The sequence below is a fragment of the Puia sp. P3 genome (assembly GCF_050632245.1).
In the GTDB taxonomy this organism is placed as follows: domain Bacteria; phylum Bacteroidota; class Bacteroidia; order Chitinophagales; family Chitinophagaceae; genus Puia.
In genome coordinates this window covers 596,085-621,051 of record NZ_CP192583.1, presented here as the reverse complement: position 1 = coordinate 621,051, position 24,967 = coordinate 596,085, and the positions used below count along the sequence as shown (strand labels likewise).

The window sequence follows — 24,967 nt, the reverse complement described above, 5'->3', positions numbered from 1 at the left end:
ATAGCTGGTGTCGCCTCCGGCCGAGATAGCCTGGCTGAATACCGGCGACTGTTTGCTTCTGTTCAGCAGGCTGGCTTCCTGTACCGATATATTTCCCGCAGCACGCGCCCACCATCCCTTCACCCATTTGTCGAATTTATAGCGCAGGTCGAGGTTGGCCATGACGTCGTGCAGGTGGTCGGCCAGATAGCCCGAGTTGATGGTCTGGGCGAGCAGGTTCTGGGTATAGTTGTTGGTGCCGCCGTAGGATCCGTCGGGGTTACTAACGGGATATGCATTGTTCGGCGTGGTGAGCAGATTTTGCAGGATCGTCTGCGTGCCTGTCCCGGGCTGATTTCCGTCCTGCAGGCGGCCGAAGATCTGGAGGCCGATGGAGAAGTCTTTATTGACGTCGATGTCGACCTTGGAGTTGACCGTATATCTTTTGATACCGGCGTTGGTATTGTAGGAGTTCGCGTCGGAGGTGACGAAGAGTCCCTCCTGGTTCATATAGTTCAATGAAACCAGATAGCGGGCCGCGGCGCCGCCGCCGGTGACGTTGAGGTTGTAGCGCGTGAGCCTCGCGTTGTCGCGAAGGATCGTCTTGTACCAGTTGACGTCGGGGTGGCCGATGGGGTCGGTATGGTTGCGCCAGTGCGTTGAAGTCCGCGGCGGTATAGGCCGGGGCCTTGCCGTCATTGAGCAGGGCTTCGTTCAGCAGGTAGGCGTACTGGTAGGCCGGCAGCGGAGTGGGCATGTTGATGGGCGTCTGGACTCCTGTCTCGGCGGTGAAGGAGACCCTTGGCGGACCGGTGACGGGCTGCTTTGTCGTTACGATCAGGGCGCCCCGGGCGCTGTTCTGGCCGAGCAGCATAGTCGACAGGGCGTCCTTGAGGACGCTCACCGACTCGATGCTTTCGGGATCGAGCGAATACCATTCGCGCTGTACGCCGTCGACGACCGCTATCGGAGACTGACCGGCGCTGGCGTTGTGCCCCCGCAGCTGGACGCTGAACTCCGTATTGTCCGTGGGGCCCGCGCCACTGGTATTGTTGGGGATATTACCGACAAAGATGTCTACGCTGGTCAGCGAGCTGGATGGCGGCGAATAGAGGCCGCTGGTCTGCATGACGTTGAGACCGGCGAGACGGCCGGGCAGCGCATACAGGTAGCCGGGGGCCGGCGTGGAGCTCAGCTGGCTGGAGCCCGCGGTGGCGATCGACCCGAGGAAGGACTTTTGATTCGTCTGGCCGTAGAGGACGTTCAGCGTGGAGGCAGGCGTATTCGGGACCAGGATCGTATCGCCGATGGTGCGCGGCTCGGCGGGGAGTTGTATATAGGACTGCGGCATTCGCACGATCAGTGCGCGCCCCTGTGTTGCTTTGACCTCGGCGGTATTGAAGCCGGGCTTTTCTATGACGAGGACGGCTGGTTTTGATGTGTTGAGTTGGAAACTGCCGTCCTTTGCGGTGATCGTTGTCGTTTGCGTGCCCCTGACGCGGACGACCGCGGCCTGCACCGGATAGCCATAGTCATCCACGACTGTGCCGCGAAGCGGCGTCTGGGCTGATAGCTGGCGTGGCGCCAGCATATACAGCAGGACCAGCAGAAGGGTACCGGCCGTATATCGATTAAAATGGAACATAGCAATCATTTTGGTGTTATTGGCATTTGAAGGTGTAGGTGAAGGGCAGCGATCCGCCGCCATATCCGACCCTGCTGCCGCCGGCAGCGTCGGTAAAGAAATAGCGGAGACCCGTGAGGTGTTTGTTGTCGGGCAGGTTGAACAGTTTGCGCGGCCAGAGGTCGATCTGCCATTTGTTGAGGCCTAGGGACCGCATCTTCGTTCTGTTGGTCTGTTCGCAGACCGAGAGGCTGTCGCCTGTGTCGGTAAGGCCCGATACGCAGAGATATACGCTGGCGGCGTTGTCCAGCGGGGTCGGCGTAACGCCCCCGTCGAAGGTTAGGGTGATGATATCGTTGTCCAGCGAAGTGCGCGGGTCGATATTCGCCAGCTGCGGGTTGCAGAAGTCGATGAGGTCGCCGGTGCCGTTGACCTGAAAGCAGCTGCTGAAGAAGGATCCGTACCGGCCGCTGCCGCTGAGGCCGTCGGTGCTGTTGGCGACGCAGTAGCCGAGCTTGAAACTCAGATTGTCCGGGCTGGTTTTGATCTTTATGCTGACGGTCGCGTGGATGGTGGCGTTGCCGGCGACGGAATAGCTGGAGTTGGAATAGAAGGCGACCCACTCGTAGTCCGGGAGAAGGTTGCCTCCGTTACCGAGCCTGGTGGCGAGCAGTGTCGGCCAGTCGAGGCCTCCGCCCTGTGGCGCGGGGTACCTGCGGGTATCAGGGTCATGCCCTGGTCACCCGAGGAGATATCGCTGGTAAAGGTGATGGTGGCGTTCTTCGACGAGTTCCAGACTTTGGGAACGAGTACCGCCACCATGAAGTTGGAGGTCTGGGTGGTGTTGGTAGTGATGGTAACGTTGAGGGTCACGGGCAGAATGTCGCCGCCGTTGACCGAGGAAGGCTGGACCACGCTGTCGATGGTCATGCTACAGGCGGCGATGACCAGCAGGAGGGAGGCTCCGCCGATCTTCCGTGCCCAGGACCAGAATTTATTTCGTTTCATTAATTCGCTTTTTGGAGGGTGTACTGATAGGAGTTGAGGCTGCATCCCGGGCTGAACGTGATAATGATATTCCGTTGGCCCGCAGACACAGGATACAGCAGCGGCGAGGATTTTTTGCCGCTATCCGTCGGTGTAAAGCTCAGCTGGAACGGATAGGTCGGGTCGTCGAAGGCCCACTTGCCGCTCTTACTCACGATGAACGGCACCAGGCTATCGATGGAGTAGCTGCTGTCGGTGAACCTGATACGAAATTTACTGAAGTCGAACCGGTTGGTGAGGTCGGCCCCGTTGCGGGTCGCTTTGATGATCTGCCAGCTGCCGCTGAGCGCCTTGACGGGCTCGCCGGGCGCTACCAGGCGTTCGGGCTTACAGGCCAGCAGCAGCACAGCTGCGATGGCGGAGAGAAGAAATGTCTTTTGCATATGGTTACAATAGTTAGTATAATGGATTCTGCAGCAGCGAGGGAGACTTGGCGATCTCGGCGAGGGGCAGCGGCCACAGATACATTGCTTTGGTAAAATTGTGCTTGCGCACGTTGAAGGTCTTGTAGGTGACCGTCGCGCCCGGGCCGCGGTCGACTTCCATGCCGTGCATCGTCTGGTTGTCGGTCTGCTCGGCGATCATCCAGCGGCGGACGTCGAAGAAGCGGAAGCCTTCGTAGGCCAGCTCGAGCCTCTCTCTTTCTGGATGACGGCGCGCATCGCGGTCTGGTCGAGGCCTGCGGGCAGCTGGTATGGTCTTAGGCCTGCGCGCTGACGGATGGCTTCTACGGCCTGATATACTTGAGAGGTGGGTCCCGTCGCTTCGTTGGTGGCCTCGGCGAAGTTCAGCAGGACCTCCGCGTAGCGGATGAGGGGAAGACCCGCGGCGTGGTGCTCAGGCTGTTGTTGATGACGTTGGGGTCCATCATCTTGAAGATATACAATCCGGTCGGCGTCCCCTTGTAGACGGCGTCGCCGCTGGAGGGCACCGGAGGGTTGACGCTGGCGTCGATATACAGTTCAACGGGCGAGGGCTGGTTCGTACCGAAGGTCACGCGGAAGGTAGAGTCGTGGATAACGGTGTAGTCCAGCCGGGGGTCCCTGTTCTGATAGGGATGGTTCGGGTCATAGCCCGAGGCCGGGTCGGTGATGTCGAGGCCGTTGCTCATCGGGAAGGCGTCGACGAGGTCCTGATAGGCGAACGACCCGCCGCTGCCGCCGCGGGAGGGGACGTCCCAGAGGGATTCGAGGTATTTGTTGTCGCCCATCATCCGGCAGAGGATGTATTCGGCGTTATAGCGCTGGGTGAATAGTTTTTGAAAACCAAAGCCCGGTTGGTTGGGACGCGAGGTCGAGTCGACGTAGAGATTGTAGGCCCCGAGTGCGATCACCGCCTTTGCGGCGTCGGCGGCGAGCTGCCATCGGTTAGGATCTTTGTCCGGATAGGCGACGACGGTATCGAGCCCGGAATTGCCGGCCGCCAGGCCGCCGTTGTTGAACAGCGGGCTCGCGGCGAATAGCAGTACCCGTGACTTCAGCGCCAGACAGGCGGCCTTTGTGATCCGGCCGTACTGGGCGCCGGACCAGGACACGGGGAGCACCGTCGCCGCCGAGTCGCATTCGGAGAGGATATAATCGACGCAGCTGCGGTAGGCGCTGCGTTTGACGTCGATATTGTCGGCGCTTGCGTATACGGTATCGCCGATCAGGGGCACGCCGCCGTAGTGCTGGAGCAGCATGGCGTAGTACCAGGCGCGGAGAAATCTGGCTTCGGCTTTCACCTGCGTCTTTAGGGCCTTGTTGAAGGGGATGATAGTTAAGTGCCGGATGAACTGGTTGACAGCGCGTATATTCGAGTAGCTGATGCTCCATGCGTCGGAGGGTACGACAGTAGGGTTGACGGAGCCAGTGGCAAACTGGATATTGCCGTAGTTGGAGGGGGAGGCCGGTCCTTCCGCCTCGTCGCAGGCTGCCTCGAGCCCCGCCGCGTAGATCTGGCCGATGGCGTTGAATCTTTTTCGGATCGCTGGCAAAGCCAATGTTTGAATAGATGTTGTTCAGGAACTGCATGGCGTTCGAGCTGTCCGTGAAAGTCGAAGTCTCGTCGAGGCTGGTCGTTACGGTTTGGTCGAGGAAACCGGTCTTCTGGCAGGCCGTCGATGTGATTATTATAGCAGCCATCAGACCCAGGCATGTTAGAATTGTATGCGTTTTTGGGCCGGAATTGTGCGAAAAATATTTTTTTCGTGCGGCGTCCGGGCGGACTGACCCGACCATAAAGCCGGACGATAGAGAACTTTTAGCGTTGGAAGGCGGCCGGGCCGGGAGGATATCACCGGGGAAGCTGCCCGTGGATGGGAGAGGATGTTTTTTCATTCTCATATTCAAGCAATTAGATGTTAATTTTGGCGGCATTTCCGGGGTGATCTCTTGCCTTTGCTGGTGGTTGGGATGCCCGGGCGGCCGATTTAAAAGTAGAAATAAATCGTTTTAGTGAAAATTTTTTACATATTTTTTTGACAGCATTGAAATTCGCCATGTCAAAATAGTATCATGATTGCAAGCTTTGGATTGTTTTTGGTGTTGGCTTTTGCCGGGGCTTTTTTGGCTTTTGGCTCGGAGTACCGCCGGCGGGGGATCAATTTTGCCGTGGCGGTGTGGCCCTGGGTCGTGCGGGTTATGGTCGGTGGCGTGGCCGGCGTGACTGCGGCGAAGTTGACGTATCGTTTCCGCCATTGGGCGGAGTTTGTCGGAAGTCCGGCAGATTTTTTAGTGTCAGTACAGGGTGACTGGTGGGTGGGTTTGGCTGTTGCTGTGCTGGTTGTTGTGCTGTACCGGCCCGGGTGGCGTCGGCTGGGCTTGATGGATGGGCTGTTGTTGTGCTGCGGGGTTGCCGGTTTATTCGGGGCTTTGTTGTTTGCTATGTTTGAGGATCCGGGTCATATCGGTCTGCACGGATTCAATTTCTATGGGGCGCTGATCGCGGGGACGGCGGCCTTTTTGTATATCAACAGGCGGCATGGCATTGGGTTGTTGACGGCTCTCGATATCGGCAGCCCGGGGATGATGCTGGCCTATGCGGTCGGCCGGCTGGGCTGTCATTTTTCGGGGGACGGGGACTGGGGGATCGCGAATTTCCGCGTGCGGCCTGCGTGGCTGGGCTGGCTGCCGGACTGGGCCTGGGCCTGGCGCTATCCGCACAATAGTGTAAGGCAGGGTGAGTATATTCCGGGTTGCAGCGGTGGATATTGTACCCGGTTGGTGCATGGCGTTTGGCCGACGCCGTTGTATGAGGCGGTGGTTTGTCTGGGGTTGTTTGGGGTGCTTTGGGCGGTGAGGCGGCGGATCGTGAGGCCGGGGTTGCTGTTTGCCTTGTATGCGGTGATGAATGGGTGCGAACGATTCCTTGTGGAGATGATCAGGGTGACGCCGAGGTATGAGGTTTGGGGGTTGAGGGTGAGTCAGGCCCAGGTGATTGCGGTGGGGTTGGTGGTTATCGGGACCTTCCTTTTCCTCCGGGTTAAATGGATCGCTTTGTTCTTCGTCTTACTGCCAGTCAACGGCCGCAGCCAGAGTGGCGTCCGTCGGGACACGATGATTAGTCGGTTTTTTCAGCGCGACACCGGATGGATCGCGAGTGACGGCTGCATCTCCATTCCGCTCTCTGACCGTCGGGTATTGTGGATGATGGGCGACAGCTATATTGACAATTATAACAAAGCACGCGGGACGGTCGGCTGTCTTTTTCAGGTCCGTAATAGTGCACTGCTGCAGCCATTGGGCGACTGGCGGCCTTCTGCGACCTCCACGCTCGTGGGTTCTGGTCCTTCGGGTTTTTTACGCAACGACCCGCGGGACAGTCATTTGCTCTGGCCCACCGGGGGATGGCAGGTGGGTGATACCGTCTATGTCTATGCGAACAACATCGTCAATGCCAGCGGCGGCCTCGGCTTTGCGAGTGGCGGCAGCGATTTTCTGGCGCGGCTGCGGATGCCGGATCTGACGCCTGTGGGTTATGATTCTTTGCCGTGGTTCAACGGCGCGGTCTTTGGTCTTGGCTTTGACAACGAAGAAAAAGGGGACTATGTCTATACCTGGGGATCAGGAGCGGGTATATCGAGAGCCGGGTCGTGGTGGCGCGGCTGCTGCGGTCTCGTCCGCGGGCACCCTGGAGTTTCTGGAACGGCAGCGGCTGGGATACGGCTGTTGCTCATATGGCGGATATCGGCGCGGGCGCGTCGAATGGGACGTATGTGGCAAAGGTGGGAGCCCGGTATGTGCTCATCAGCACGGAGTTCAGCGTGGCCTGCGACCAGGGAACGCGGATCTTTTTGCCGTTAGCGACAAGATCACAGGGCCATTTTCTCCGCGGCGGTTGTTGTATACGATACCGGATAAGGTGGGAGGGCATTCGCCATTCTTTTATGGGCCGGCGATCCATCCGGAGTATATCAACGCAAAGGGAGAGATTTTGATCACCTATGATATCAATGGGTATAATCCGTGCGTAGCCGATTGTGTCAATGGGGAATATGATCCGGACCATTACCGGCCGAGGGGGATACGGGTGCCGGTTTCCTTATTTATGGCGGACTCAGTTGCCCAGCGTCGCTAGACGTCCCGCCATGTTCCGCCGGTTCACAAATTAATCGCCGCCAGCCGCGCGTAGATCTCGATCATGGCCGCCTGGTCGATTAGGGATTTGGCGGGTTTGGGGCCGACCATATCGGTGGCTGTGTCGCGGGTATTCCAGACGGCTTCGGCGTCCTGGACGAAGAAGTCGATCCAGTCGCGGTTGTGGTCCACCCGATAGAGGGCCTCGTATCCGCGGAGGAATACGGCGTTGAACCAGTAATTCCCCGGCAGGCGGCCGTCTTTGAAAAAATGTTGTTTTCCCGCGGCGGCGACGCGTTTGGCTTCGGTCAGGTATTTCTCGTCTTTCGTTATCCCGTACAGCAGGACGTTAGCCTGCAGCATGGTGCCGGTATTGTAGGTATAGGTCGCCTTGCTGATCTTCAGCGAAGGGGTCCGGATATTGTCATAGTAAACGCCCTCCGGTGACTCCAGCCATTTGTTGGTCCATGCGTAGACGGCCAGCGCCGTGTTCAGGTATTCTTGTTTGTGCGTGATCTTATACAGTTGAAGCGCGATGAGGATGCCGGGGCCGTTGGAGCAGGTATTCTTGGACGACTTATCCCCTTCCCTCCAGTAGAATCCGCCGCCGCTGACCGTGTCGAGGCCGGTCATCATGAACCGGTCAATCAGTTCGGCCTGGTCGAGGTATTTTTGTTGGTGCGTGCGGTTATAGGCGTCGAGGTCGGCGATGGCGATCCACTGATTGTCGTCGTAATAGCGGGTATCTTTCTTTTCCTTCGTCACATAGGCGCCGTAGCCGGGGGCTGGTGGTTCGTCGTTGTAGTACTGGTCGATGGCTGTTAGGACGGGAGCCATGTAGGACTTTGCGGGGTGAGCCGGGTTGGCGGGTTGAGCCGGGTTGGCTGGGTGAGCCGGGTTTGTCTCCGCCGCCTCCATCTCGTTGGCCGCCCGGATATAGGCGCAAAGCGGCCACATATAGGAGTGCGGGTGTTCGTTGTGGGTGTTGTCGGTGGTCTCGATGTACAGGCCGGTCTTCTTATCGGCTAATCGGGTCTCGATGGCGTGGTACAACTTTTGGATCCGCGCGCTATAGTCGGGTCTAACGTCGCCGTTTACCCGTAGTTGGTTCACGCCGGGGGTGGGTTGGTTCATGTGGGACGCGGGCTGGTTCACGCGCGGCGCGGGCTGGTTCACGCGCGGCGTCAGACAGAGGAGGAGGAGAACAGATTGCCTTATCATGCAGGCGAAGTTAAGGCTTAAGCCTTATTCCCGACGCGGTCTACCACTCCACAAATGCGGATTTGTGGGCCCTGACGAAATCGACCAGCATCTTTTCCAGGCTTTCCTTCTTTGTCAATTGGTGGTACGCCTTGTCGTACTCGTTGAGAGAATCGCCTTTGGATGATTTACTGTTCTCGAGCTGCTGCTCATAGGTCTTGTTTGCCCGCCTCGTCAGATCGGCGAGCAGCGAGGCCCCGACATATTTCAGCGATTCGGGCACGAGCGGGTAGAATTTCCCGCTGGGGTTGTAGAAGAACTGACTGAACCCTCCATTGCTGACCTCTGCGTCCAGCTGCCAGGCCACAAATACCGAGCGGCGGGCCTTGTTCCAGGTCATGATGGTCGCATATTCCGTGGAAGAATTACCCAGTCGTTTCGACATGTCGTCGATCACCGCCTGCATCAATACTTCATCCGCGGCCGTATCGATAAATTTCTCCGTCAGCGCATGGCGCGCCACCAGTACGGATGAATCGATCGGCGGCGGAATCCTGATCCCCTTGTCGGAGGAGCCCTGCCCGCAGGCGACGAGCAGGACCACCGTGCAGGACGCCATTAACCTTTGCCAACTCATTGCGCCTTCTCCTTTTCCAGAAAGAATAAAAATATATCCGTCCCCACCGGTTGTTTATCCAGTAAGCGGAGCGCGGTAGTCACCTGCCCGCGGTGATAGGTACCATGATTCACCACCTGGTAGAGGGTCTGCCACCAGGGCTGCGTGACCTTTAGCCCCTTCCCCGTGACGAAATGCACCAGCTGCGCGGGACCCGTCGCGATAAATTCGGCGGCCACGATCAGCATCTCGTCCAGCTGCGGCAGCCACAGCCTCTCCAGGCTCTCAGCGCCATCGACGACAAAATGCGGCGGGATATCGGCGAAGGGCACGCCCTTCCAGCGCTGCAGCCAGCGGTAGTCCGCCTCCAGCAGGTGCTGGTACAATGCCTTCAACGAAGCAAAACTGCCACCGGTGTTCTTATTCCAGTCTTCGGCCGTAAGCCCGGCCAGTTGTCCAAATACTTTCTTGTGTGCCCATAAATGGTATTCGATCAAAAATCCGGGATTGTCCATTGAGGATAATATTTCAACGAATATCCGCAATTTCCAAGATCAAAAAATAAATTTGGATATGACCGATCGGTCATTTACCTTTGGAGTGTAATCAGGAGAAAAACCATGACAAAAGGAGAAGAAACAAGACAGATGATCATCGAGCGGTCGGCGCCCATCTTCAATATGAAGGGGATCGCGGCGACGGCGATGAGCGATATCATGGAAGCGACAAAGTTGTCCAAGGGTAGCCTTTATGTCCATTTCGACAACAAGGACACGCTCGCGGCAACGGTAGTCGACTACAATCTGCAGCTCCTCAGCAAAAGGGTCGCCGCGGAATTGGGGCGGTATGACAATGCAAAGGACAAACTCTTTGCCTTCATCGATATGTATAAAGACCCGCTGAATCCGCCCGTCACCGGCGGGTGCCCCATGATGAATTTTGGGGTGGAGGCCGACGACATGAACGAGGCCGTGAGGGTCAAGGTGGCAAAGAATGTCGACAAGAGCCAGCAGCTGCTGATCGATATTATCAGGCAGGGGATTACCCGGGGTGTCTTCAATCCCGACTGGAATTACAAGGAATTCGCTACCCTGATGTTCGCACTCATCGAAGGCGGGGTAATGATCACCCGCAACACGAAGAAAAGTGATAAAATGGCGATCATTAGCCGTAACCTGAAAAAAATGATCGGGGAACAAACCCTATAAATTTTTTTATCAAAAATGTGACCGATCGGTCAAATATACAATAACAACATTAAAAAATAAAAGTCATGAAAAACAAAGTATGGTTCATCACCGGCGCATCAAAAGGATTTGGATTTGAAATTGCCAAAGCAGCGCTCGCCAGCGGCGACACGGTCGTCGCCACGGTCCGCAGGAACGCCGAAGACCTGGCCGCAAGCCTCGGTGACCCCAAAAAAGCGCTCGTTGTAACCCTCGACGTCACCAATGAAGACCAGGTAAAAGCAGGGGTAAAACAAGCCATCGACACCTTCGGCCGCATCGACGTCCTCGTCAACAACGCCGGCTATGGCCTCCCGGCCGCCACCGAAGAAGCGACCAACGAAGAGGTGAAGAAACAATACGACACCAACGTCTTCGGCCTCCTCAACGTCACCAGGGCCGTACTCCCCCATCTGCGCAAGCAGGGTTCGGGACATATCATCAATATTTCGTCTTTGTTTGGCTACCTGAACAGCGTACCCGGATTTGGGCTGTATGGTTCGACCAAGTACGCGGTTGAAGGGATCACCGAAGGACTCGCGCTGGAACTGAAACCCCTGGGCATCCACGTTATAGCCGCCGCCCCCGGCCTGTTCAGCACGGAATTCGTCTCGACCGACAGCTACCAGAGCTCGGGGCTGATCCTCGACGCCTATAAGGATACCGTCGGTGCGATCAGAAATGCAACCACGCATATCCATGGCAACCAGCCCGGCGACCCGGCAAAGCTGGCCAACGTGATCGTCAAACTCGCCGCCAGCGAAAACCCTCCGCTGCACCTGCCCATCGGCCCGGACTCGGTCGAAAACTTCCGCAAGAAGACCGCTGAAATGACGAAGGAAGCTGGACGAATGGGAAGCGGTTTCCAACAGTACCAATCACTAATTAATGGCCGGTTAAAATCCATTTAAGAACCCATTAAAATCCACCAAAGGTCTAAACGCGGCAGGGGAGTTAGGTATCTTTTATAAAAATTAAATTATGAGACACCTGACCCCTCTCTTGCTGCTGCTGCTTGCAGGCTGCGCCGTTCAGCACCCCATCTCGAAGCAACCGGCAGTGAACAATCACGACTATAAGGTAGAATACCTCTTCGAACACGAAGGCTGCAAGGTCTACCGGTTCCTCGGACAACGGCTGCTATGTCTATTTTACCAACTGTAACGGGGAAGCAATCACAAGAACGGACAGCCTCCCCGTAAAGAATGAGACGCGGTTGTCCCGCCATTGAGGCGCCGGCCGGATCTTTTAAAAGAAAAACCCCGCGTTGTGTGATTGTTTGTTGAAGGGGGGGTAAAATCTAATAAGATAACCGAAAAATATCAGATTATGTGGTATTTTTTTACACCGATATGTGAATATTTAAGAGGAAAACCGAATAAATTCAGATTATCCTAAGAAAATCGTACATTTGGAGTGTGGGAGTAGATCAAAATATACGACAATATGCCTCCAATCCGATTCCTCACCATGTAATGACTTGGCTTTTAAAGGAATATAGCCAACCAAACGACAAGATCCACAATCTTATCAAGGAGGGGACACTGGCGCAGGTGAGGCGGGGGTTATATATCGCGGGTCCGGGGATCACGGAGGTGCGGCCTGATCCATTTCTCATAGCCAACCATGTTCTGGGGCCGAGTTATGTTTCGCAGGAAAGTGCCCTATCTTATCACGGCCTGATACCCGAAAAAGTATTTGAAGTCAGCTCGATGACTACAAAGCCCAGCCGCAGATTTTCGACTCCTCTTGGCGTCTATAGTTATACTCGTCTGTCTTTACCATATTATAGCTACGGCATACAGAGTGTGAAAATAGACGAGCAGCAGCGCTTCCTCATTGCGACTCCCGGCAAGGCGCTGTTCGACAAGATTATTAGTACTGCGGGAGTCAATTTCAGGAGCAGGTCCGGTGTCCTGAGTTATCTGGAAGACGATCTGCGCATTGATATAGATGCGCTCAGGAAGTTGGATATCTCCGGAATGGAGAAGCTGGATACCTGCTGCACCCAAAAAGGAATCACTAAGCTTGTTGATCGAAACCATCCGGCGGCAATGATCAGGGAATGGCTCGAGTCATATAATCCCGTTGACAGGGAACAGGCGTCAGCCGCGTTGCGGGAAATCATGCAACAGGTGGCGCTTGCCGGGCTTTATCGCGCCGGATTTTATGAAAAAGCGGCCTTTTATGGGGGCACGGCGCTGCGGATATTCTATGGCCTGGACCGTTTTTCCGAGGACCTGGACTTTTCTCTTTTGGCTGACGATCCGGACTTTTCCTTTCAGCCCTATATTAAAGCGATCATCGCTGAATTTGGTTCCCAGGGAATGCAGGTGTCCGTCCGGGAAAAGGATAAGAAGATCAAATCCGGCATAGAATCGGCTTTTTTAAAGTCGGAAACTATCTGGAAGGAATTGATCCTCGATGGAATACTGCCGCAGCAGGGGATGGGGCAGGTAGCCAATATAAAGATCAAGATAGAAGTGGACAAGTTGCCTCCTCCGGGTTTTGTCACCGAAGAAAAGCTTCTCACGCAGCCGTTCTCTTTCTATGTCCGTTGTTTTTCTCTTCCCGATCTTTTTGCGGGAAAGATGCATGCGTTACTCTTTCGCAAATGGCAGAACAATGTCAAGGGGCGGGACTGGTACGATATGGAATGGTATATCAAAAAGGGCGTACCGCTCAACCTATCGCATTTTATGAAGCGGGCCATTGCAAGTGGTGACTGGAAGACGGATTCAATAACGGAGGAAGAGTTTCGCGGCCTGTTGAATGAAAAAATAGATGCTGTGAATATGGAAAGAGTTAAGGATGATATAAGACGATTCATACCTGATGAACGGCTAATTGCGATATGGTCCCCGAAATATTTTCACGACCTGGTGGAGAGATTGAAGATCGAAGGTTAGAATACTTTCACTACCACTTCCTGACCCGACTGGACCGGTACGTCGATGAACGAGGTCGTGTGTCCCCATTTATCTTTTTGGTGTTTTAAGGTGACGGTGCGGGAGCCGACGGTGGCGCGGGTGTGGGTTCCGGTGAAGGTGGCGCGCCAGGTGATGGGGCGGGGGCCAGTGTTGGAGAGGGAGGATTGGAGGGTACCGGTATGTTTGATTGTGAGGGTTGTGCCGAGGATGGGGAGGTCTTCGAGCCAGGAAACATCGGGTTCTGAGGGCCCGGGGGTGCGCAGGGTCTTTGGCGGCGGTGTGGGCAGGGCCGTGGGCGGCGGTGACGCGGTGGAGGGTGGTGACGGTCCGGGTCCCGGGCAGGGGGTCGACGCCCATGAGGCCGAGGACGATGCCCTGAACGACGCCGAAGGAGACCTCGGGATATTCGCGGCGACCGGTGGAAGGATCGGCGAGATAGAGGATGGTGCGGCGGGCCGTGTCGGGGAAGCCTTCGCGGTAAAAAATATAGGGGAGGTAAGAAGTGTTTTCGACGTTCCAGCGGACAGAGGCCAGGTGGTCGATGGTGCGGCGGACGTGGGCTGTGTCGTGAAGGGCGTCGAACCAGAGGAGAAAGGTCTCGCCTTCGCTGATACCAAACTGGCCGTCGTTGCTGTACCAGGTGAAGTAGCGCCCGAGGGAGTCGCTCCACCAGTCCTTTTCGAGACGGACACGATATTGCTCCGCGCGGCGGGCGAATTCGGATGCGGAGGACGCGTTGCCCTGACGGCGCTGTATATCCGACCAGGTCATCATCCCGCGGTAGAGGGCCGCGATCAGATCGACACCCAGCTTCATATTGGGGATCCCCTCGGAATAGGACGGCAGGCCGCGGCAGCGATCGAAGGCGTCCTGGTCATTGTATGGAACTGGAGCGTTGGGATGCGCGGGACGCGTCAGCAAAGCATCGGGTTGAAGCACCCAGCTCCGGATATAGGGTCCGACAGAGGCCCGACCAAACGCACGGAAGGCCGGCGCCATATAATAGCTGCTGTCGCCGGTCCAGGCCGCAAGGCGCCAGGCCGCGGACAGCACGTCGAAATTGGCGTTGAGGTTATACCAAAACTCCTTGTCGCTACGATAGTCTTCCGGAGCGGGCTGGCCGTGCTTGTTCATCTCCCAGTAGGAACACCAGTCCTTCGACTTCGAAATATTCCTCGCGAACAGGGTGAGCATGTTTTTGTTTTCGGCGTCCAGGCCCAGAATGGCCCCGCCGATCGCCTGATGGGATACGTCCCGCATGCAGAAGGCGTCGCGCGGAGGTAGAGCTGACTCGTACCAGGGTCCGACGGCATCGGAGGGTTTGCCTTTGTAGGCCAGCGCCTGGGCTTTTGCCCAGTTGAAGGCCCGGGCCAGCGCGGTGTCGGTGGAGCCGAAGCGGACGCCGGTGGAGGGGGAGACCCCGCAGCCCGGGAGCCAGCAGCCCCAACTACGATCGGCTCCACTCCATCCCAATCCACATCCCTCACCACCACCCCATTTCTCGAAACGACTACGTGCCTGCCGGTCACGGAGATCCCCCAGTCCGCCCCAAAGGCCTTCATGTGCTCCAGCGACATCGACCCCCACCCCGCCGGCAGCCGCGGCAGCAGGGAAAATTCCCCCAGCCCCATCGGGTCGATCCCAAACAACCCCTCGGTCACTACCCGGCAATAAAGTGCGCTCTCGGCCGAGAGATGCCGCTGGTTGCCCTCGGGCCAGGCCTCCACCGGATAGGGCACGTGCTCGCCAAGCAGCCGGACGCGAGAATAATACGAGAAATATCGGTTACAGGTATCCGTTACACCGGCATAGAACAGCCCGCGAAACGCATACAGCGTACTACGGTCCCAGAAGGTAGTATCGCCCGCAGCCGTCAGGATGCCGTTCTTCGTCCAGAGATAAGGCGACAGCAGCGCCTTCACGGTGGCCGGCGCCCGGTCGAAGATGCCCATCACCAGCGGCAGACAGATCCACGAACGAAGCACCGTATTACCGTCATAATATCTATAGGTATCATACCCGCTGACCCGCGCGCCAAAATAGCTTTCGATCGCCGAACGAAGCCGGGAAGCCTCGGCAGCAAGTCGCAAAGAAACCTCCCCATCTCCCAGCGAAGCCGCCAGGCGCGAAGCATAAAGAAATCCGCCATAGGCCAGCACATTCGTAGAGAGATTGATCTTTCCCGCGGGGAAGCGGCCTTCGAGCTCGTCGGCGTCGCTCCCGATGACGCCCTGGGCATTTGTTTTCCGCCGCAGGTATTCGAGACACCAGTCGATGAGCGGCCAGAGCCGCCGCGCCTCTATCGTATCGCCGCTGGCCAGGCCATAGCGGCTCGCGCCATAGGCGATCATTGCCTGATCTCCCCTGTCTCCCGCACCGTTCCAAACCGAGTCCCCTTCCGCGACGATCGAGCTGGGTATCGGCCGAAAACCCTTATTCATATAGGACGCAAACAGCCGGAACGTATTTGCCGCCGCCTCGTCCCCCGCCGCATTGCCCAGAAAAGGAAAGAAAGGACTCGCGTACTCCGCCTGATCGTTCGCCCATATCGCCGCATAGTACTCTCCCCCACCCGGCCCGTGCATCAGCCCCGCCTTGGTATCGTAAATACTCTCGGCCGCCCGCAGCTTGCAAAAAGCGAACAGCCGGTCGATCGTATCGTTGGGCGTCCGCAGAACGAGCGAACCAAAAACACTATTCACCATCGCCTCCCGCCGCTGCAACTCATAAGCGACCGAGAAAACATACCCTTCTTCCGACGCCCGGCGAACCGCCACGACATAAGAAAAAGAAATGCTGTTGCCGGGCGCCAGTACAAAGTCCCCGCCGTCATAAGAGCGCCGCACCACCACGAAAGGGCCACCCACTTCACGGGCGCCATTCGTCACGCTGTCGGATTTAACTACGGGCAGGTGTACATGTAGCGTCGTAACCCCGCTATTCCGCAACAGATATCTCTCCAGATAAGCCCGCTTATCCACCGAAGGAAAGATCGTCCGTTCCATCGTCAGCGGCGTCCGGGTCCGGCTTTCCACCCGCAATAACCCGCGAATATAAAAGGCGGAGGGCCGTTCGACAGCCGCAACGCCGTCCACAAGGATCGAATCGGCCACGTGGTCGGCGATCTTCACCGTATAACTGCCGCGCGTATTATTGGGCAACTTGCGCAACCCGGGAAAAACCAAATGCTGACTCAGTACGAGCCCGCCGCGGGAATCCGTCCCATAGCTCACGATCGCGGCAATTCCCTTCCCGGCCATTTCGATATGGTCTGCATGGGCGGCTGAACGCACCTCCCACCTGATCCCTCCGTCCCCGGCTAAGGCCCACCGGGGCGTCTGCGACTGAGCCTGGGCGGCAACACAAGAACAAAGGGCAATGCCCCCAACTATCCATTGTCTGATCATATTTCTATTTTGCAAGACCCGCGGGCGAGAACAGCATAAATGCGGCTGTCATCGCTGCGAGCAGAAGTATCGCATATATATGCCTGTGTTTCCACGGCGTGAGTTCCACCTTGTTGTTGACCGGCTGCCGGTAGGGTTCCGCCATCGGCCACAGGCGTCCGATCGCGAGCATGAGCGCCGCCGTCACCAAAAAAGAATCGCGAGCACGTGCAAGAAATGCATGGGCACCGGAAACAGCGTCCTGGTGAGCCCATAGCTGACGATAAAGAACACCAGTCCGATCTTCGCCGCCAGAGGCGGAACGCGCCGCGTCACCATCCCCACAAAGATCACCGTGAAGATCGGGACGTTGAAAAACCCATTCACGGTCTGTACATAGGTGTAAAATCCGCTGCGCGCAAACACCAGGAAGGGCCCGATCGTCATCGCGAAAAAACATATAACCAGCTCGAACCGTTTGGCCACGCCAACCATCGCCTTTTCTTCCACGCTCAGTCCTTTAGAAACCCGCCACGGCCTGTAGATATTCAATACGAACAGTGTACTACTACTATTGAGCCCCGCGTTGAACGTACTCAACCCGGCCCCGAAGATCAGCGCCGCGAAATACCCTGATATGAACGGCGGCGACACCAGTGCCGACAAGGCCGGAAACACCTCGGCGGTATTCTTCATATGTGTAAAGACGTGTACCGCTATCAGGCCCGGTATATTCAGCAGCAACGGAGACACCAGCTTGCCCACGCAGGCCACGGCGATACCCTGCTGACAGGTCTTCAGGTCGCGGGAAGCCAGCACCTGCTGTACGATATACTGCTCGGTGCCCCAGTAGTAGAGGTTGACCAGGATCATCCCCGTGAACAGGGTCGGAAAGGGTATCGCGTCCGCCGGCCGGCCGATGCTGTTCAGGTGGTCCTTGTGCGTGCTCAGGACGGTGTGCAGGCCGGCCATTAAATCGCCGTGTCCGACGTAGCGGAGTGCAAAGAACGGCAGCAGCACCCCACCCGCAAAGATACCCATCCCCAGCAGCGTATCGCTGACCGCGATCGCCCTTAGCCCACCCAGCACGCTATACAGACAGCCTGTCGCGCCCATGACCCAGACGAGCACCCATATCGTCGGCCAGTAGCCGATGCCCAGCGTGTCGGACAAATGAAAGAGCCCGTTGAAGGCCACCGCCCCGCTGTAGAGTACGGTGGGCAACAAGTTCACGACATAACTCACCAAAAAAATGATCGAGACCAGTTTGCCCGTCGATCTGTCGTACCGCTTAGCCAGGTATTCCGGCGTCGTCGCGATCCCGGTCCGCAGGTATATCGGCATGATGAACTCGGAGACCACCAGCATCGCGAGCACCGAGGTCATCCCCAGGCCATGACGGTCATATTATTGGTATAGACCAGCTCGTTCTCGCCCACCATCGTAGCGGTGTTGATATTGGCGAACAGCAGCCCGCCGCCGACTACCAGGAAGCCGAGGCTCCTCCCGGCAAGGAAGAGCCCGCTAAGGGTGTCGATCTTCGTCTTCCGCGACTGTCGCCAGGCCACGAAAGCGATGATCCCCGTGAACAGGAGGAAACTGGCTATGGTTATATTGTTGCTCACTACAACGTGTTCCTCCTCCACAATACCATCGGCATCGTTTCCCTGACCATCTCCCTCCGCATGACAAATTCTCCCGCCTTCTTCCCCATCAGCGAGAAATCCGCCGAGTAGGTCGTGATACCGATGAGGTCCTTTGCAGGCTCGTCGTTGTGGGAGAGGACGCCTACGTCCTTGCCGGGTTTCAGCCTCTTCTCCCGACACTCCTTCAGCATGGCGAACATCGCGAAGTTGTCCAGGGTGAAGTAGACCTTTCCTTTCTCGATACAGCCCGGCTTGTATTCCGGGAGGATCCTGCCTTTTATCTTTGCGTCTTTTAAAAACTTCCGGAACGAGCCCACGATCTCCTTCGGGTCGAGCGAGTCGTCCGAGTGATAGAAGATCATCTCGTCGTATTCCCGGATCACGGGCGCCAGCTCCATGAAGGTCTGATAGGAAGACCTGGCGAACTCCTGCGTGATATGGTTGAACTCTCCGTCGATGGGCTCGTACCGGTCGACCATGAGGAAGCGGTTGCGCGGTATCGTCTCCAGCAATTGCTTTGTCCTCGGGTGCGGTATCGGCGCCACCACGTACATGCCGTATTTTCCTTTTGCCTGCGTCAGGATCGTCTCGAATACTTCTATATTCCCGTGATGGAAGAATACATTCAAATGAACATTGGGTCCCAGCTCCGCCCGAAAACTACGGTAGAACTGCTCTTCGAAGGTGTCCATATTGTACATCAGCAGCGCTACCAGCAGCGTCTGGCCGGTGTTGTCGTTGGTGATATAGTAGCCCCGTCCGCGCGTCGAGCCCACGAGGCCGCGGTTGATCAGCTCCTGATATCCTTTCACCACGGTATCGCGCGAGAAGCCGAGCTCGCGGATCATCTCGTTCAGCGAGGGCAGCATCTCGTCCGGTATCAGCACCTTCTCCTCGATGGCGTTGATAATGCCATTGACGAGGCGGTCGTGCTTTGAAAAGGACGGGACAGCTTCCAGCTTCCTTATTTCACCAAAAACAGTTTTCATGCGCATGCAGGTTTGAACCGACCTAAGATACGTTAACTTATCTTAATTATACCCCGGGCTTTGGGTCAGGCTGGGATCGGCCTGTGTCTCGGACCTCGGGATCGGATAGTTGTAGAAGCTCGGCAGCCATACCCTTTTCTGGACCGTATCGACCTGATAAATGAACGTCGTATTCTGGGGCGGATTTGTCGGGGTGATGATGATGCCCAGTGCGTCGCCCGCGCCCTCGGTCCGCGATATTCCAGCGGCGGAGGTCGAAGAAGCGGTGGCCTTCGAAGCAGAGCTCGATGCGGCGCTCCTGCATGATCTTGCCGATCAGGTCCGCGCCTCCGCCCGAGACGATGTCCGGCATACCCGCCCGTTGTCTGATCTTGTTGAGGTATGTCAGCGCCGTGGCCGTCTGCCCCAGCTGTGCCTCGGCCTCAGCGTAGTTGAGGTACATCTCCGAAAGGCGGAAGACGATCCACTGCGCGGGGCTGTAGGGCTGTACGTTGAAATTATAGGTAGAGTCGACCATTTTGAGGACGGTGTAGCCGGTCTTCGAAGCGTTCCATGGCGAGAGGGAGCTCAGCTTCGAATCGAGACCGCCGAGCCAGAACTGTGCTGGCCTTCCCTGGAAGGACGCATTATTCGTCAGCACGTCGGCGTATAGTCTGGGGTCACGGTTGGCATAGGGATTGGAGGCCTGGGAGGGGTTGTTCCAGCTGAACGCGCTGCCATCCTTCATTTGAAATGCATCTACCATTTGTCCCAGGACATTATACGCACTGTACCCGTTGTAGCCGTTCGGGCTCAGGTCGCGATAGACCGTATTGTACCGGTCAAGGAATACGTTACCGTACACGCGGGCGAAGATCACTTCCGGATTGAAGAAATCGGTGAAGATCTTTCCATAGGTCGTAGAAGTGCCGTACAGCGAGTACTGGCTCATATTGATGACGGCCAGCGCGGCGTCGGCCGCGGCCTGCCATTTGGCCTGATCGTTGGCGGTGTTGAATCTCGGGCTTGCCGCGTAGAGCAGCAGTCTCGCCTTCAGCGCTAGCGCCGCGCCCGTGGTGGCAACGCCTTCCTGACCCGATGGCGCCGCCGCCTGCAGACCCGGAAGGGCCGCCGCTATATCGGCAAGAATAAAGGCTTCGGTATCGTCCCATGAAGCGCGGGGGTTGCTGAATTTCGTGTCGTTAGCCGTATAAACTTTCGTGATGAGGGGCACTCCGCCGAAACGCTTGAGCAGTTCGAAATAGCAGAGCGCACGGAGGAAGTGGACCTGAGCGGTCATCGACTTGATTGCCGCCCCGTTGCCGAGCGTGTCCAGCTGGCCGATGCTGGCGAAGAAGGTATTGGTCTTTTGTATTGTGTTGTAGAGGGTCGACCAGAAATTGATGGTCGAGCTATAGTTCAGCGGGAAGGAGCTGTTCTGGTTGTCGGGCGTTGCCTGTCCCTGTACGTACTGGTTCTCGTTGCACCAGTTGAAATTGCTGAGCAGTTCGTCCGTCTGCGAGCCCCAGCCGAAGCCCGCGTCCTTGAAGCCAAATACCGCCTCGGCATAGATCTGGTTGACAAATACCTGGACCAGCGCGGGGCTGCTCCATACGGTGTTCGTGGAAAAACTGCTGGTGGGCTCGATGTCCAGCACTTTCTTACAGGAGAACATGCCTGTCAGCACCGCCAGCCCTATGATGATTGCTATTTTTTTCATGATTGATCTTGTTTTGATGGTGGGCGAATTAAAAATTGACCGACAGACCGAGGTTCAGCACTCTTTGTTGCGGGTAGTAGCGACCGGTAGTACCGGACACCTGACCCGGTGAGGTGGTAGCCGGCGACTCGGGATCGAAGGAGGGACCCCATTTATCGATCGAGAACAGACAGTTCCCGCTGATATAGATGCGCGCGGAGGAGATCTTCGCTTTTGGAGCAGGCCTTCGCGACCGAAAGTATAGCCGATCTCGACGTTTTTCAGGCGCAGGAATCCGTCGTTGAGCAGCCAGAAGTTCGACTGATAGGTATTGGAGCCGTAGGTCGCGTTGGTCGGGCCGTTGAAGGTGCGGGGGTATTTGCTGTCGCCGGACCGGAGCCAGCGGCCGTCGAAGAACTGCTGCGCCATATTGAGACCGCCGGGTTGGAGCAGGGCCTGAGCGGCTGCCTGTCCCCGGAAGAAGATCGTCGCGTCGAATCCCTTGTAGCGGCCGCCGAGGCTCATGCCGTACATGATCTGGGGGGTCGAGGACTGATTGGTTCGCACCTTGTCCAGGGCGTTGATCTGTCCGTCGCCGTTGACGTCCTTGTACCGGATATCGCCCGCGCCCGATCCGATGGGGTGCGGCGTCTTGTTGACGGTAGCGGTATCCTGATAGAGGCCCTGGGACTGATAGAGGAGGAAAGATCCGATAGGGTGGCCCGTCATGCGCTGGTAGGCCGGAACGCTGGCGGGCTCCGCCTCGAAGAGCACCTTGTTGACGGCATAGGTGAAATTGCCGTTGATAAAATACGAGAAGTCTTTGTTGACGGTCTTGCGCCATCCGAGCTGGAATTCGATGCCGCGATTGAGAACCTCGCCCAGATTTTCGTCGGGAAGGCTGAGTCCAGTATACAGCGGAACGATCTCGTTGGGCGGAACGAGGATATGCGTCCGTTTGCTGCGGAAGACGTCGAGGCCGAAGGTAAGATTCCTGAAGAGCCGCATGTCGAGACCAAGATCGGTGGTGGTCGCCGTCTCCCACGTTATATTTACGTTGGGGGTGGGACCGAGCACGAAGCCGGGCACCTGCGAGGGACTGGCGCCGTAGAAATAGCCGGCGGCGAGGTACTGGGAGATCTGACCGGCCTGCGGGCTGGTAGGTCTGGACGTACTGGAAGGGGGAGACCGCATCATTACCCGTCTTGCCCCAGCTGCCGCGGACCTTCAGCTCGTCGATGGTATTGGACCGGAAGAAGGACTCGTTGGAGACGCGCCGGGCGCCGGATACGGCGGGGAAGAAGCCGTAGCGTTTTCCAACCGGGAAATTGGGCGACCCGTCCTCGCGCATATTGAAGTCGAGGAGATAGCGGTCGTCGTAGTTGTAGGAGATACGTCCGATGTAGTTCTGCCGGGCCGTCTGCAGGGTGCCGGAGTTGTTGGTGGCGCCGATCGTGCTGCCGGCGAAGAGCTCCTGTACGCCATTGCTGAGGAAGCCCGTCTTGAAGGCGTCGAGGCCGGTGTAGGTCTGCTTCGACATCTCATAGGCGATGAAAGCTTCGAGCGAGCTCTTGCCGAATTTCCGCTGCCAGCCGATGCGTGCGTTGAACAGCTGGTCTTCGGTCCTTGCCGTGGAGTCGTTGAGGTTCGGAGGTATCGTGGACGAGATCTGGGTGTAGGTCTTAGTCGTCGTGTTGTAGCTGTATGCGGGTGGCGGCTGGGCGTTGAAACCCTTATAGCCGTAGAAGAAGAGGTCATAAGCGTAGTAGGCGTCGAAGTGCAGGCCCTGCGTGATGCGGTCGAGGTTCCAGCTCAGCGAGGTTTTGGTCTGAAGGAAGTCGTAGTTATAGGTCGAATTCCCCAGCTGGCCGTTGAGGACGTAGACCATGCTGTTCTGCGGTCCGCCGCCGATGCCTACACCCACCAGTCCGTTGGGATAGCGGGGTACCAGGTACGGGTATGCGCTCCAGAGTTCGTTGAAGATGTCGCCGGCGCTGCCGTACTGCGGGCCTTCGGTGAGGCGGTACTCGTTGCGGTATACGGCGTCGAGGCCGATGCGCAGGGTCGGCGAGGCCTGGATGTCGACGTTGGCGCGGGCGTTCTTGTTGGTATAAAAATCAGAGCCTCCCTTGTACATGCTGTTCTGGCGCAGGTACTGGCCGGAGAGGTAGTATTTCATTTTGTCGGAGCCGCCGCGGAGGGACATGACGTCATTCGTCTGGAAGGCCCAGGGGCGCATGACGGTCTTCCACCAGTCGGTGTTGGGATAGCCCAGGGGTCGGAGCCGTCCTGGTATTTCTGTAGCTGGCCGGCCGAGTAGGTCGGCTGCTGGCCTATCAGCTGGTCGTATTCATTGACGGACTGTGCATAGTCGTGGCTGCTGAGCATCTTCGGCGTGCGGGTGGGCTGGGTGACCGATGCGTTGGCGTTGAAGGCCAGCTGCTGGCGTCCGCTGATGCCCCTCTTGGTCGTGACTAAGACCACGCCATTGGCGGCTCTCGCGCCGTAGATGGCGCCGGTGGCATCTTTCAGCACGGTGAACGATTCGATGTCGTTGGGGTCGAGCCGGTTGAAGCCGCCCTGGCGGTCGGGTATGCCGTCGATGACGATCAGCGGCGCCGTATTGCCGAGCGTCCCTACGCCGCGAATAAAGAACGCTGCGTCGTCCGCGCCGGGTTCGCCGCTGCGGGTGTTGACGATGAGGCCGGGCATGGAGCCCGCGAGGGCGTTGGATATATTGGCTACCGGCGATTTGGCGATCTCGCCGCCGGAGATGTCGCTGACGGCGCCGGTAAGGTTGACCTTCTTTCGCGTGCCGTAGCCGATGACAACCACTTCGCCGAGGTCTTTCTGTCCGCCATTTAGCGAGACCTCGATATGCGATCGGCCATTGAGTGCGACCTGCTGGTCCTGATAGCCGATGATGGAGAAGGTGAGCGTGATGTTCCCGGATGCGGGGACGTTGAGGGAAAAGTAGCCGGAAGAGTCGGTGGTGGCGCCGTGTTTCATTCCGCGGACACCTACGCTGACCCCGCCGAGGGAGGCGCCCGAGGAGTCCGTTACGCGGCCGGTGACGGGGCGGGTCTGGGCTTTGGTTGTTGCCTGGGCGTGGGTCCTGGCGGGTGTGAAAATTCCTACGCCTCCCGCGACGAGGACAAGGAGGCAAACTCTTGAGAAGATTCTTGCAAGCATATTCGTTAGTTTTTGGCGTTTTGTTCCTACTAGTCTGGTCTAGTCTGGTAAAACAAATGTAAAACAGTTTTTTTGATCCGGCAATAGTTTTGTGAAAAAAAAGCGCCGGCCCGGTGGCCGACGCTTTGGATAGAGGGGTGTAGGGATTATCAGTGCATTCCCAGCGCCTTATTAATGGGCGCGCGGTCTATATATGTTATTTGCCGGTCGATCTTGTCGGCCTGGTTGAAATGATAGTCGGTGTGGACCCACATCGCGAGCTTCGCACCATTCTTGTATTTCACATGCACCATGGACCAGTTGAGCAGCCAGATGCCGGCAACGTCCGGCCCCTGTTGCGGGCGGTTGACCTTTATCGGTAGCCAGATGTCCATAGAGAACTGGAGAGAGTCGATGACCTTGCTGCGACGCATCGTCCAGTAGTTGTCTATGGCCGCCTTGCCGGCAAGGCTGTCACCGGCGGACCAGCTGTAGACGGCGTCATCGGCGTAGTTGTCCAACATTCCCTTGATGTCTCCGGATGACAGCCGGGACATCACTTTCTTGCCCATTTCCGTATACCGGGCGTCGGCAAATTCGCTCTGCGGCGGGGCAGCGGGGGTCGCGGTTGCTGCGGCGGTCGTGTCTTTGGCGGCGGGTCCGGAGGAAGGGTTTGTGCAGGAGAAAAGCAGGCAGTATCCAACTGCCCATGCAAGAGATTTTTTCATGGCGAAGCTTTTTGGTTTAGGAAAAATTAAAGTACCGGTGCGACGGCCTAATTCACGGAGATAAGGCGGAGGGGGGATCGGATATTAAATGTATGTAATACGTTTTGGCTCGCCAAATATATTTTTGGTTGTCAAGGCCTATGGCACAAAAAAGCCTGGCTTAATGGCCAGGCTTTGAATAGACAATATTT

The 24,967-nt window shown here is 57.2% G+C and carries 23 protein-coding genes and 1 pseudogene; 6 read left to right on the top strand and 18 right to left on the bottom strand.

The genetic code is table 11. From position 1 onward, the window contains the following. Positions 1 to 382: 382 nt before the first annotated feature. The 5 genes and pseudogenes from ACQ86N_RS03640 to ACQ86N_RS03620 form a co-directional block, all read right to left on the bottom strand. The gene (locus tag ACQ86N_RS03640; RefSeq protein WP_431213992.1) at positions 383 to 1,624 is read right to left on the bottom strand and encodes a carboxypeptidase regulatory-like domain-containing protein; all 1,242 of its coding nucleotides are present in this window, start codon (positions 1,622 to 1,624) and stop codon (positions 383 to 385) included. 16 nt (positions 1,625 to 1,640) lie between these two features. Beyond that, complete coding sequence (locus ACQ86N_RS03635) at positions 1,641 to 2,276, bottom strand: DUF4961 domain-containing protein (RefSeq protein ID WP_431217970.1); 636 nt, start codon at positions 2,274 to 2,276, stop codon at positions 1,641 to 1,643. A gap of 334 nt (positions 2,277 to 2,610) precedes the next feature. Continuing rightward, positions 2,611 to 3,033 (bottom strand): DUF5004 domain-containing protein, encoded by a 423-nt coding sequence (locus ACQ86N_RS03630; protein ID WP_431213991.1) that lies wholly within the window; start codon positions 3,031 to 3,033, stop codon positions 2,611 to 2,613. Between the two features lie 13 nt (positions 3,034 to 3,046). Next, a pseudogene (locus ACQ86N_RS03625) lies at positions 3,047 to 3,462 on the bottom strand (RagB/SusD family nutrient uptake outer membrane protein). After that, on the bottom strand, positions 3,438 to 4,625 hold the full coding sequence (locus ACQ86N_RS03620) for a RagB/SusD family nutrient uptake outer membrane protein (RefSeq protein WP_431213990.1): 1,188 nt from the start codon (positions 4,623 to 4,625) through the stop codon (positions 3,438 to 3,440). Before ACQ86N_RS03620 ends, ACQ86N_RS03625 begins: the two are co-directional and overlap by 25 nt. 520 nt (positions 4,626 to 5,145) lie before the next feature. Here ACQ86N_RS03620 and ACQ86N_RS03615 point away from each other — a divergent pair. Next, positions 5,146 to 6,933 (top strand): prolipoprotein diacylglyceryl transferase family protein, encoded by a 1,788-nt coding sequence (locus tag ACQ86N_RS03615; protein ID WP_431213989.1) that lies wholly within the window; start codon positions 5,146 to 5,148, stop codon positions 6,931 to 6,933. A gap of 297 nt (positions 6,934 to 7,230) precedes the next feature. On the opposite strand, the gene ACQ86N_RS03610 is transcribed toward ACQ86N_RS03615, so the two are convergent. Genes ACQ86N_RS03610 through ACQ86N_RS03600 form a run of 3 tightly spaced genes read right to left on the bottom strand, consistent with a single transcriptional unit; the run spans position 7,231 to position 9,537 of the window. Then, positions 7,231 to 8,427 carry a glycoside hydrolase family 76 protein gene (locus tag ACQ86N_RS03610; RefSeq protein ID WP_431213988.1) on the bottom strand — a complete coding sequence of 399 codons (1,197 nt, stop codon included), beginning with the start codon at positions 8,425 to 8,427 and terminating at the stop codon, positions 7,231 to 7,233. Between the two features lie 40 nt (positions 8,428 to 8,467). Next, complete coding sequence (locus ACQ86N_RS03605; RefSeq protein ID WP_431213987.1) at positions 8,468 to 9,025, bottom strand: DMP19 family protein; 558 nt, start codon at positions 9,023 to 9,025, stop codon at positions 8,468 to 8,470. Positions 9,026 to 9,039: 14 nt separating this feature from the next. Next, positions 9,040 to 9,537 carry a DinB family protein gene (locus tag ACQ86N_RS03600; protein WP_431213986.1) on the bottom strand — a complete coding sequence of 166 codons (498 nt, stop codon included), beginning with the start codon at positions 9,535 to 9,537 and terminating at the stop codon, positions 9,040 to 9,042. Between the two features lie 105 nt (positions 9,538 to 9,642). Here ACQ86N_RS03600 and ACQ86N_RS03595 point away from each other — a divergent pair, with 105 nt between their 5' ends. The 4 genes from ACQ86N_RS03595 (at position 9,643) to ACQ86N_RS03580 (ending at position 13,157) form a co-directional block, all read left to right on the top strand. Continuing rightward, entirely contained in the window at positions 9,643 to 10,230 is a 588-nt protein-coding gene (locus ACQ86N_RS03595) for a TetR/AcrR family transcriptional regulator (RefSeq protein ID WP_431213985.1), read from the top strand. Positions 10,231 to 10,295: 65 nt separating this feature from the next. Then, the gene (locus tag ACQ86N_RS03590; RefSeq protein ID WP_431213984.1) at positions 10,296 to 11,159 is read left to right on the top strand and encodes an SDR family NAD(P)-dependent oxidoreductase; all 864 of its coding nucleotides are present in this window, start codon (positions 10,296 to 10,298) and stop codon (positions 11,157 to 11,159) included. A gap of 70 nt (positions 11,160 to 11,229) precedes the next feature. After that, positions 11,230 to 11,412, top strand: coding sequence for a DUF4884 domain-containing protein (locus ACQ86N_RS03585; protein ID WP_431213983.1), 183 nt, complete (start codon positions 11,230 to 11,232; stop codon positions 11,410 to 11,412). Positions 11,413 to 11,723: 311 nt separating this feature from the next. After that, complete coding sequence (locus ACQ86N_RS03580; protein ID WP_431213982.1) at positions 11,724 to 13,157, top strand: nucleotidyl transferase AbiEii/AbiGii toxin family protein; 1,434 nt, start codon at positions 11,724 to 11,726, stop codon at positions 13,155 to 13,157. 69 nt (positions 13,158 to 13,226) lie between these two features. Here ACQ86N_RS03580 and ACQ86N_RS03575 read toward each other — a convergent pair whose 3' ends face one another. The 8 genes from ACQ86N_RS03575 to ACQ86N_RS03540 are packed head-to-tail and all read right to left on the bottom strand — an operon-like array spanning position 13,227 to position 22,071. Beyond that, positions 13,227 to 14,372: a hypothetical protein gene (locus tag ACQ86N_RS03575; RefSeq protein ID WP_431213981.1), complete on the bottom strand. Its 1,146-nt coding sequence runs from the start codon at positions 14,370 to 14,372 to the stop codon at positions 13,227 to 13,229. Then, on the bottom strand, positions 14,309 to 16,585 hold the full coding sequence (locus ACQ86N_RS03570) for a hypothetical protein (RefSeq protein WP_431213980.1): 2,277 nt from the start codon (positions 16,583 to 16,585) through the stop codon (positions 14,309 to 14,311). The genes ACQ86N_RS03575 and ACQ86N_RS03570 overlap by 64 nt, the downstream gene beginning before the upstream one ends. 4 nt (positions 16,586 to 16,589) lie before the next feature. Beyond that, positions 16,590 to 16,772: a hypothetical protein gene (locus ACQ86N_RS03565; protein WP_431213979.1), complete on the bottom strand. Its 183-nt coding sequence runs from the start codon at positions 16,770 to 16,772 to the stop codon at positions 16,590 to 16,592. Further along, a complete protein-coding gene (locus tag ACQ86N_RS03560; protein WP_431213978.1) occupies positions 16,769 to 17,950 on the bottom strand; it encodes a solute:sodium symporter family transporter in 1,182 nt (393 codons plus the stop codon). Before ACQ86N_RS03560 ends, ACQ86N_RS03565 begins: the two co-directional genes overlap by 4 nt. Further along, positions 17,947 to 18,189: a hypothetical protein gene (locus ACQ86N_RS03555; protein ID WP_431213977.1), complete on the bottom strand. Its 243-nt coding sequence runs from the start codon at positions 18,187 to 18,189 to the stop codon at positions 17,947 to 17,949. The genes ACQ86N_RS03560 and ACQ86N_RS03555 overlap by 4 nt, the downstream gene beginning before the upstream one ends. Then, complete coding sequence (locus ACQ86N_RS03550) at positions 18,189 to 19,199, bottom strand: GntR family transcriptional regulator (RefSeq protein WP_431213976.1); 1,011 nt, start codon at positions 19,197 to 19,199, stop codon at positions 18,189 to 18,191. The genes ACQ86N_RS03555 and ACQ86N_RS03550 overlap by 1 nt, the downstream gene beginning before the upstream one ends. 46 nt (positions 19,200 to 19,245) lie before the next feature. After that, positions 19,246 to 20,898 carry a RagB/SusD family nutrient uptake outer membrane protein gene (locus ACQ86N_RS03545; RefSeq protein ID WP_431213975.1) on the bottom strand — a complete coding sequence of 551 codons (1,653 nt, stop codon included), beginning with the start codon at positions 20,896 to 20,898 and terminating at the stop codon, positions 19,246 to 19,248. A 54-nt stretch (positions 20,899 to 20,952) separates the two neighbouring features. Beyond that, the gene (locus tag ACQ86N_RS03540) at positions 20,953 to 22,071 is read right to left on the bottom strand and encodes a TonB-dependent receptor domain-containing protein (protein ID WP_431217969.1); all 1,119 of its coding nucleotides are present in this window, start codon (positions 22,069 to 22,071) and stop codon (positions 20,953 to 20,955) included. Between the two features lie 356 nt (positions 22,072 to 22,427). Here ACQ86N_RS03540 and ACQ86N_RS03535 point away from each other — a divergent pair, with 356 nt between their 5' ends. Further along, positions 22,428 to 22,556, top strand: coding sequence for a hypothetical protein (locus ACQ86N_RS03535; RefSeq protein WP_431213974.1), 129 nt, complete (start codon positions 22,428 to 22,430; stop codon positions 22,554 to 22,556). Between the two features lie 496 nt (positions 22,557 to 23,052). Here ACQ86N_RS03535 and ACQ86N_RS03530 read toward each other — a convergent pair whose 3' ends face one another. Then, a complete protein-coding gene (locus tag ACQ86N_RS03530) occupies positions 23,053 to 24,069 on the bottom strand; it encodes a TonB-dependent receptor plug domain-containing protein (RefSeq protein ID WP_431213973.1) in 1,017 nt (338 codons plus the stop codon). Positions 24,070 to 24,218: 149 nt separating this feature from the next. After that, entirely contained in the window at positions 24,219 to 24,776 is a 558-nt protein-coding gene (locus ACQ86N_RS03525; protein ID WP_431213972.1) for a nuclear transport factor 2 family protein, read from the bottom strand. Positions 24,777 to 24,967 lie beyond the last annotated feature (191 nt).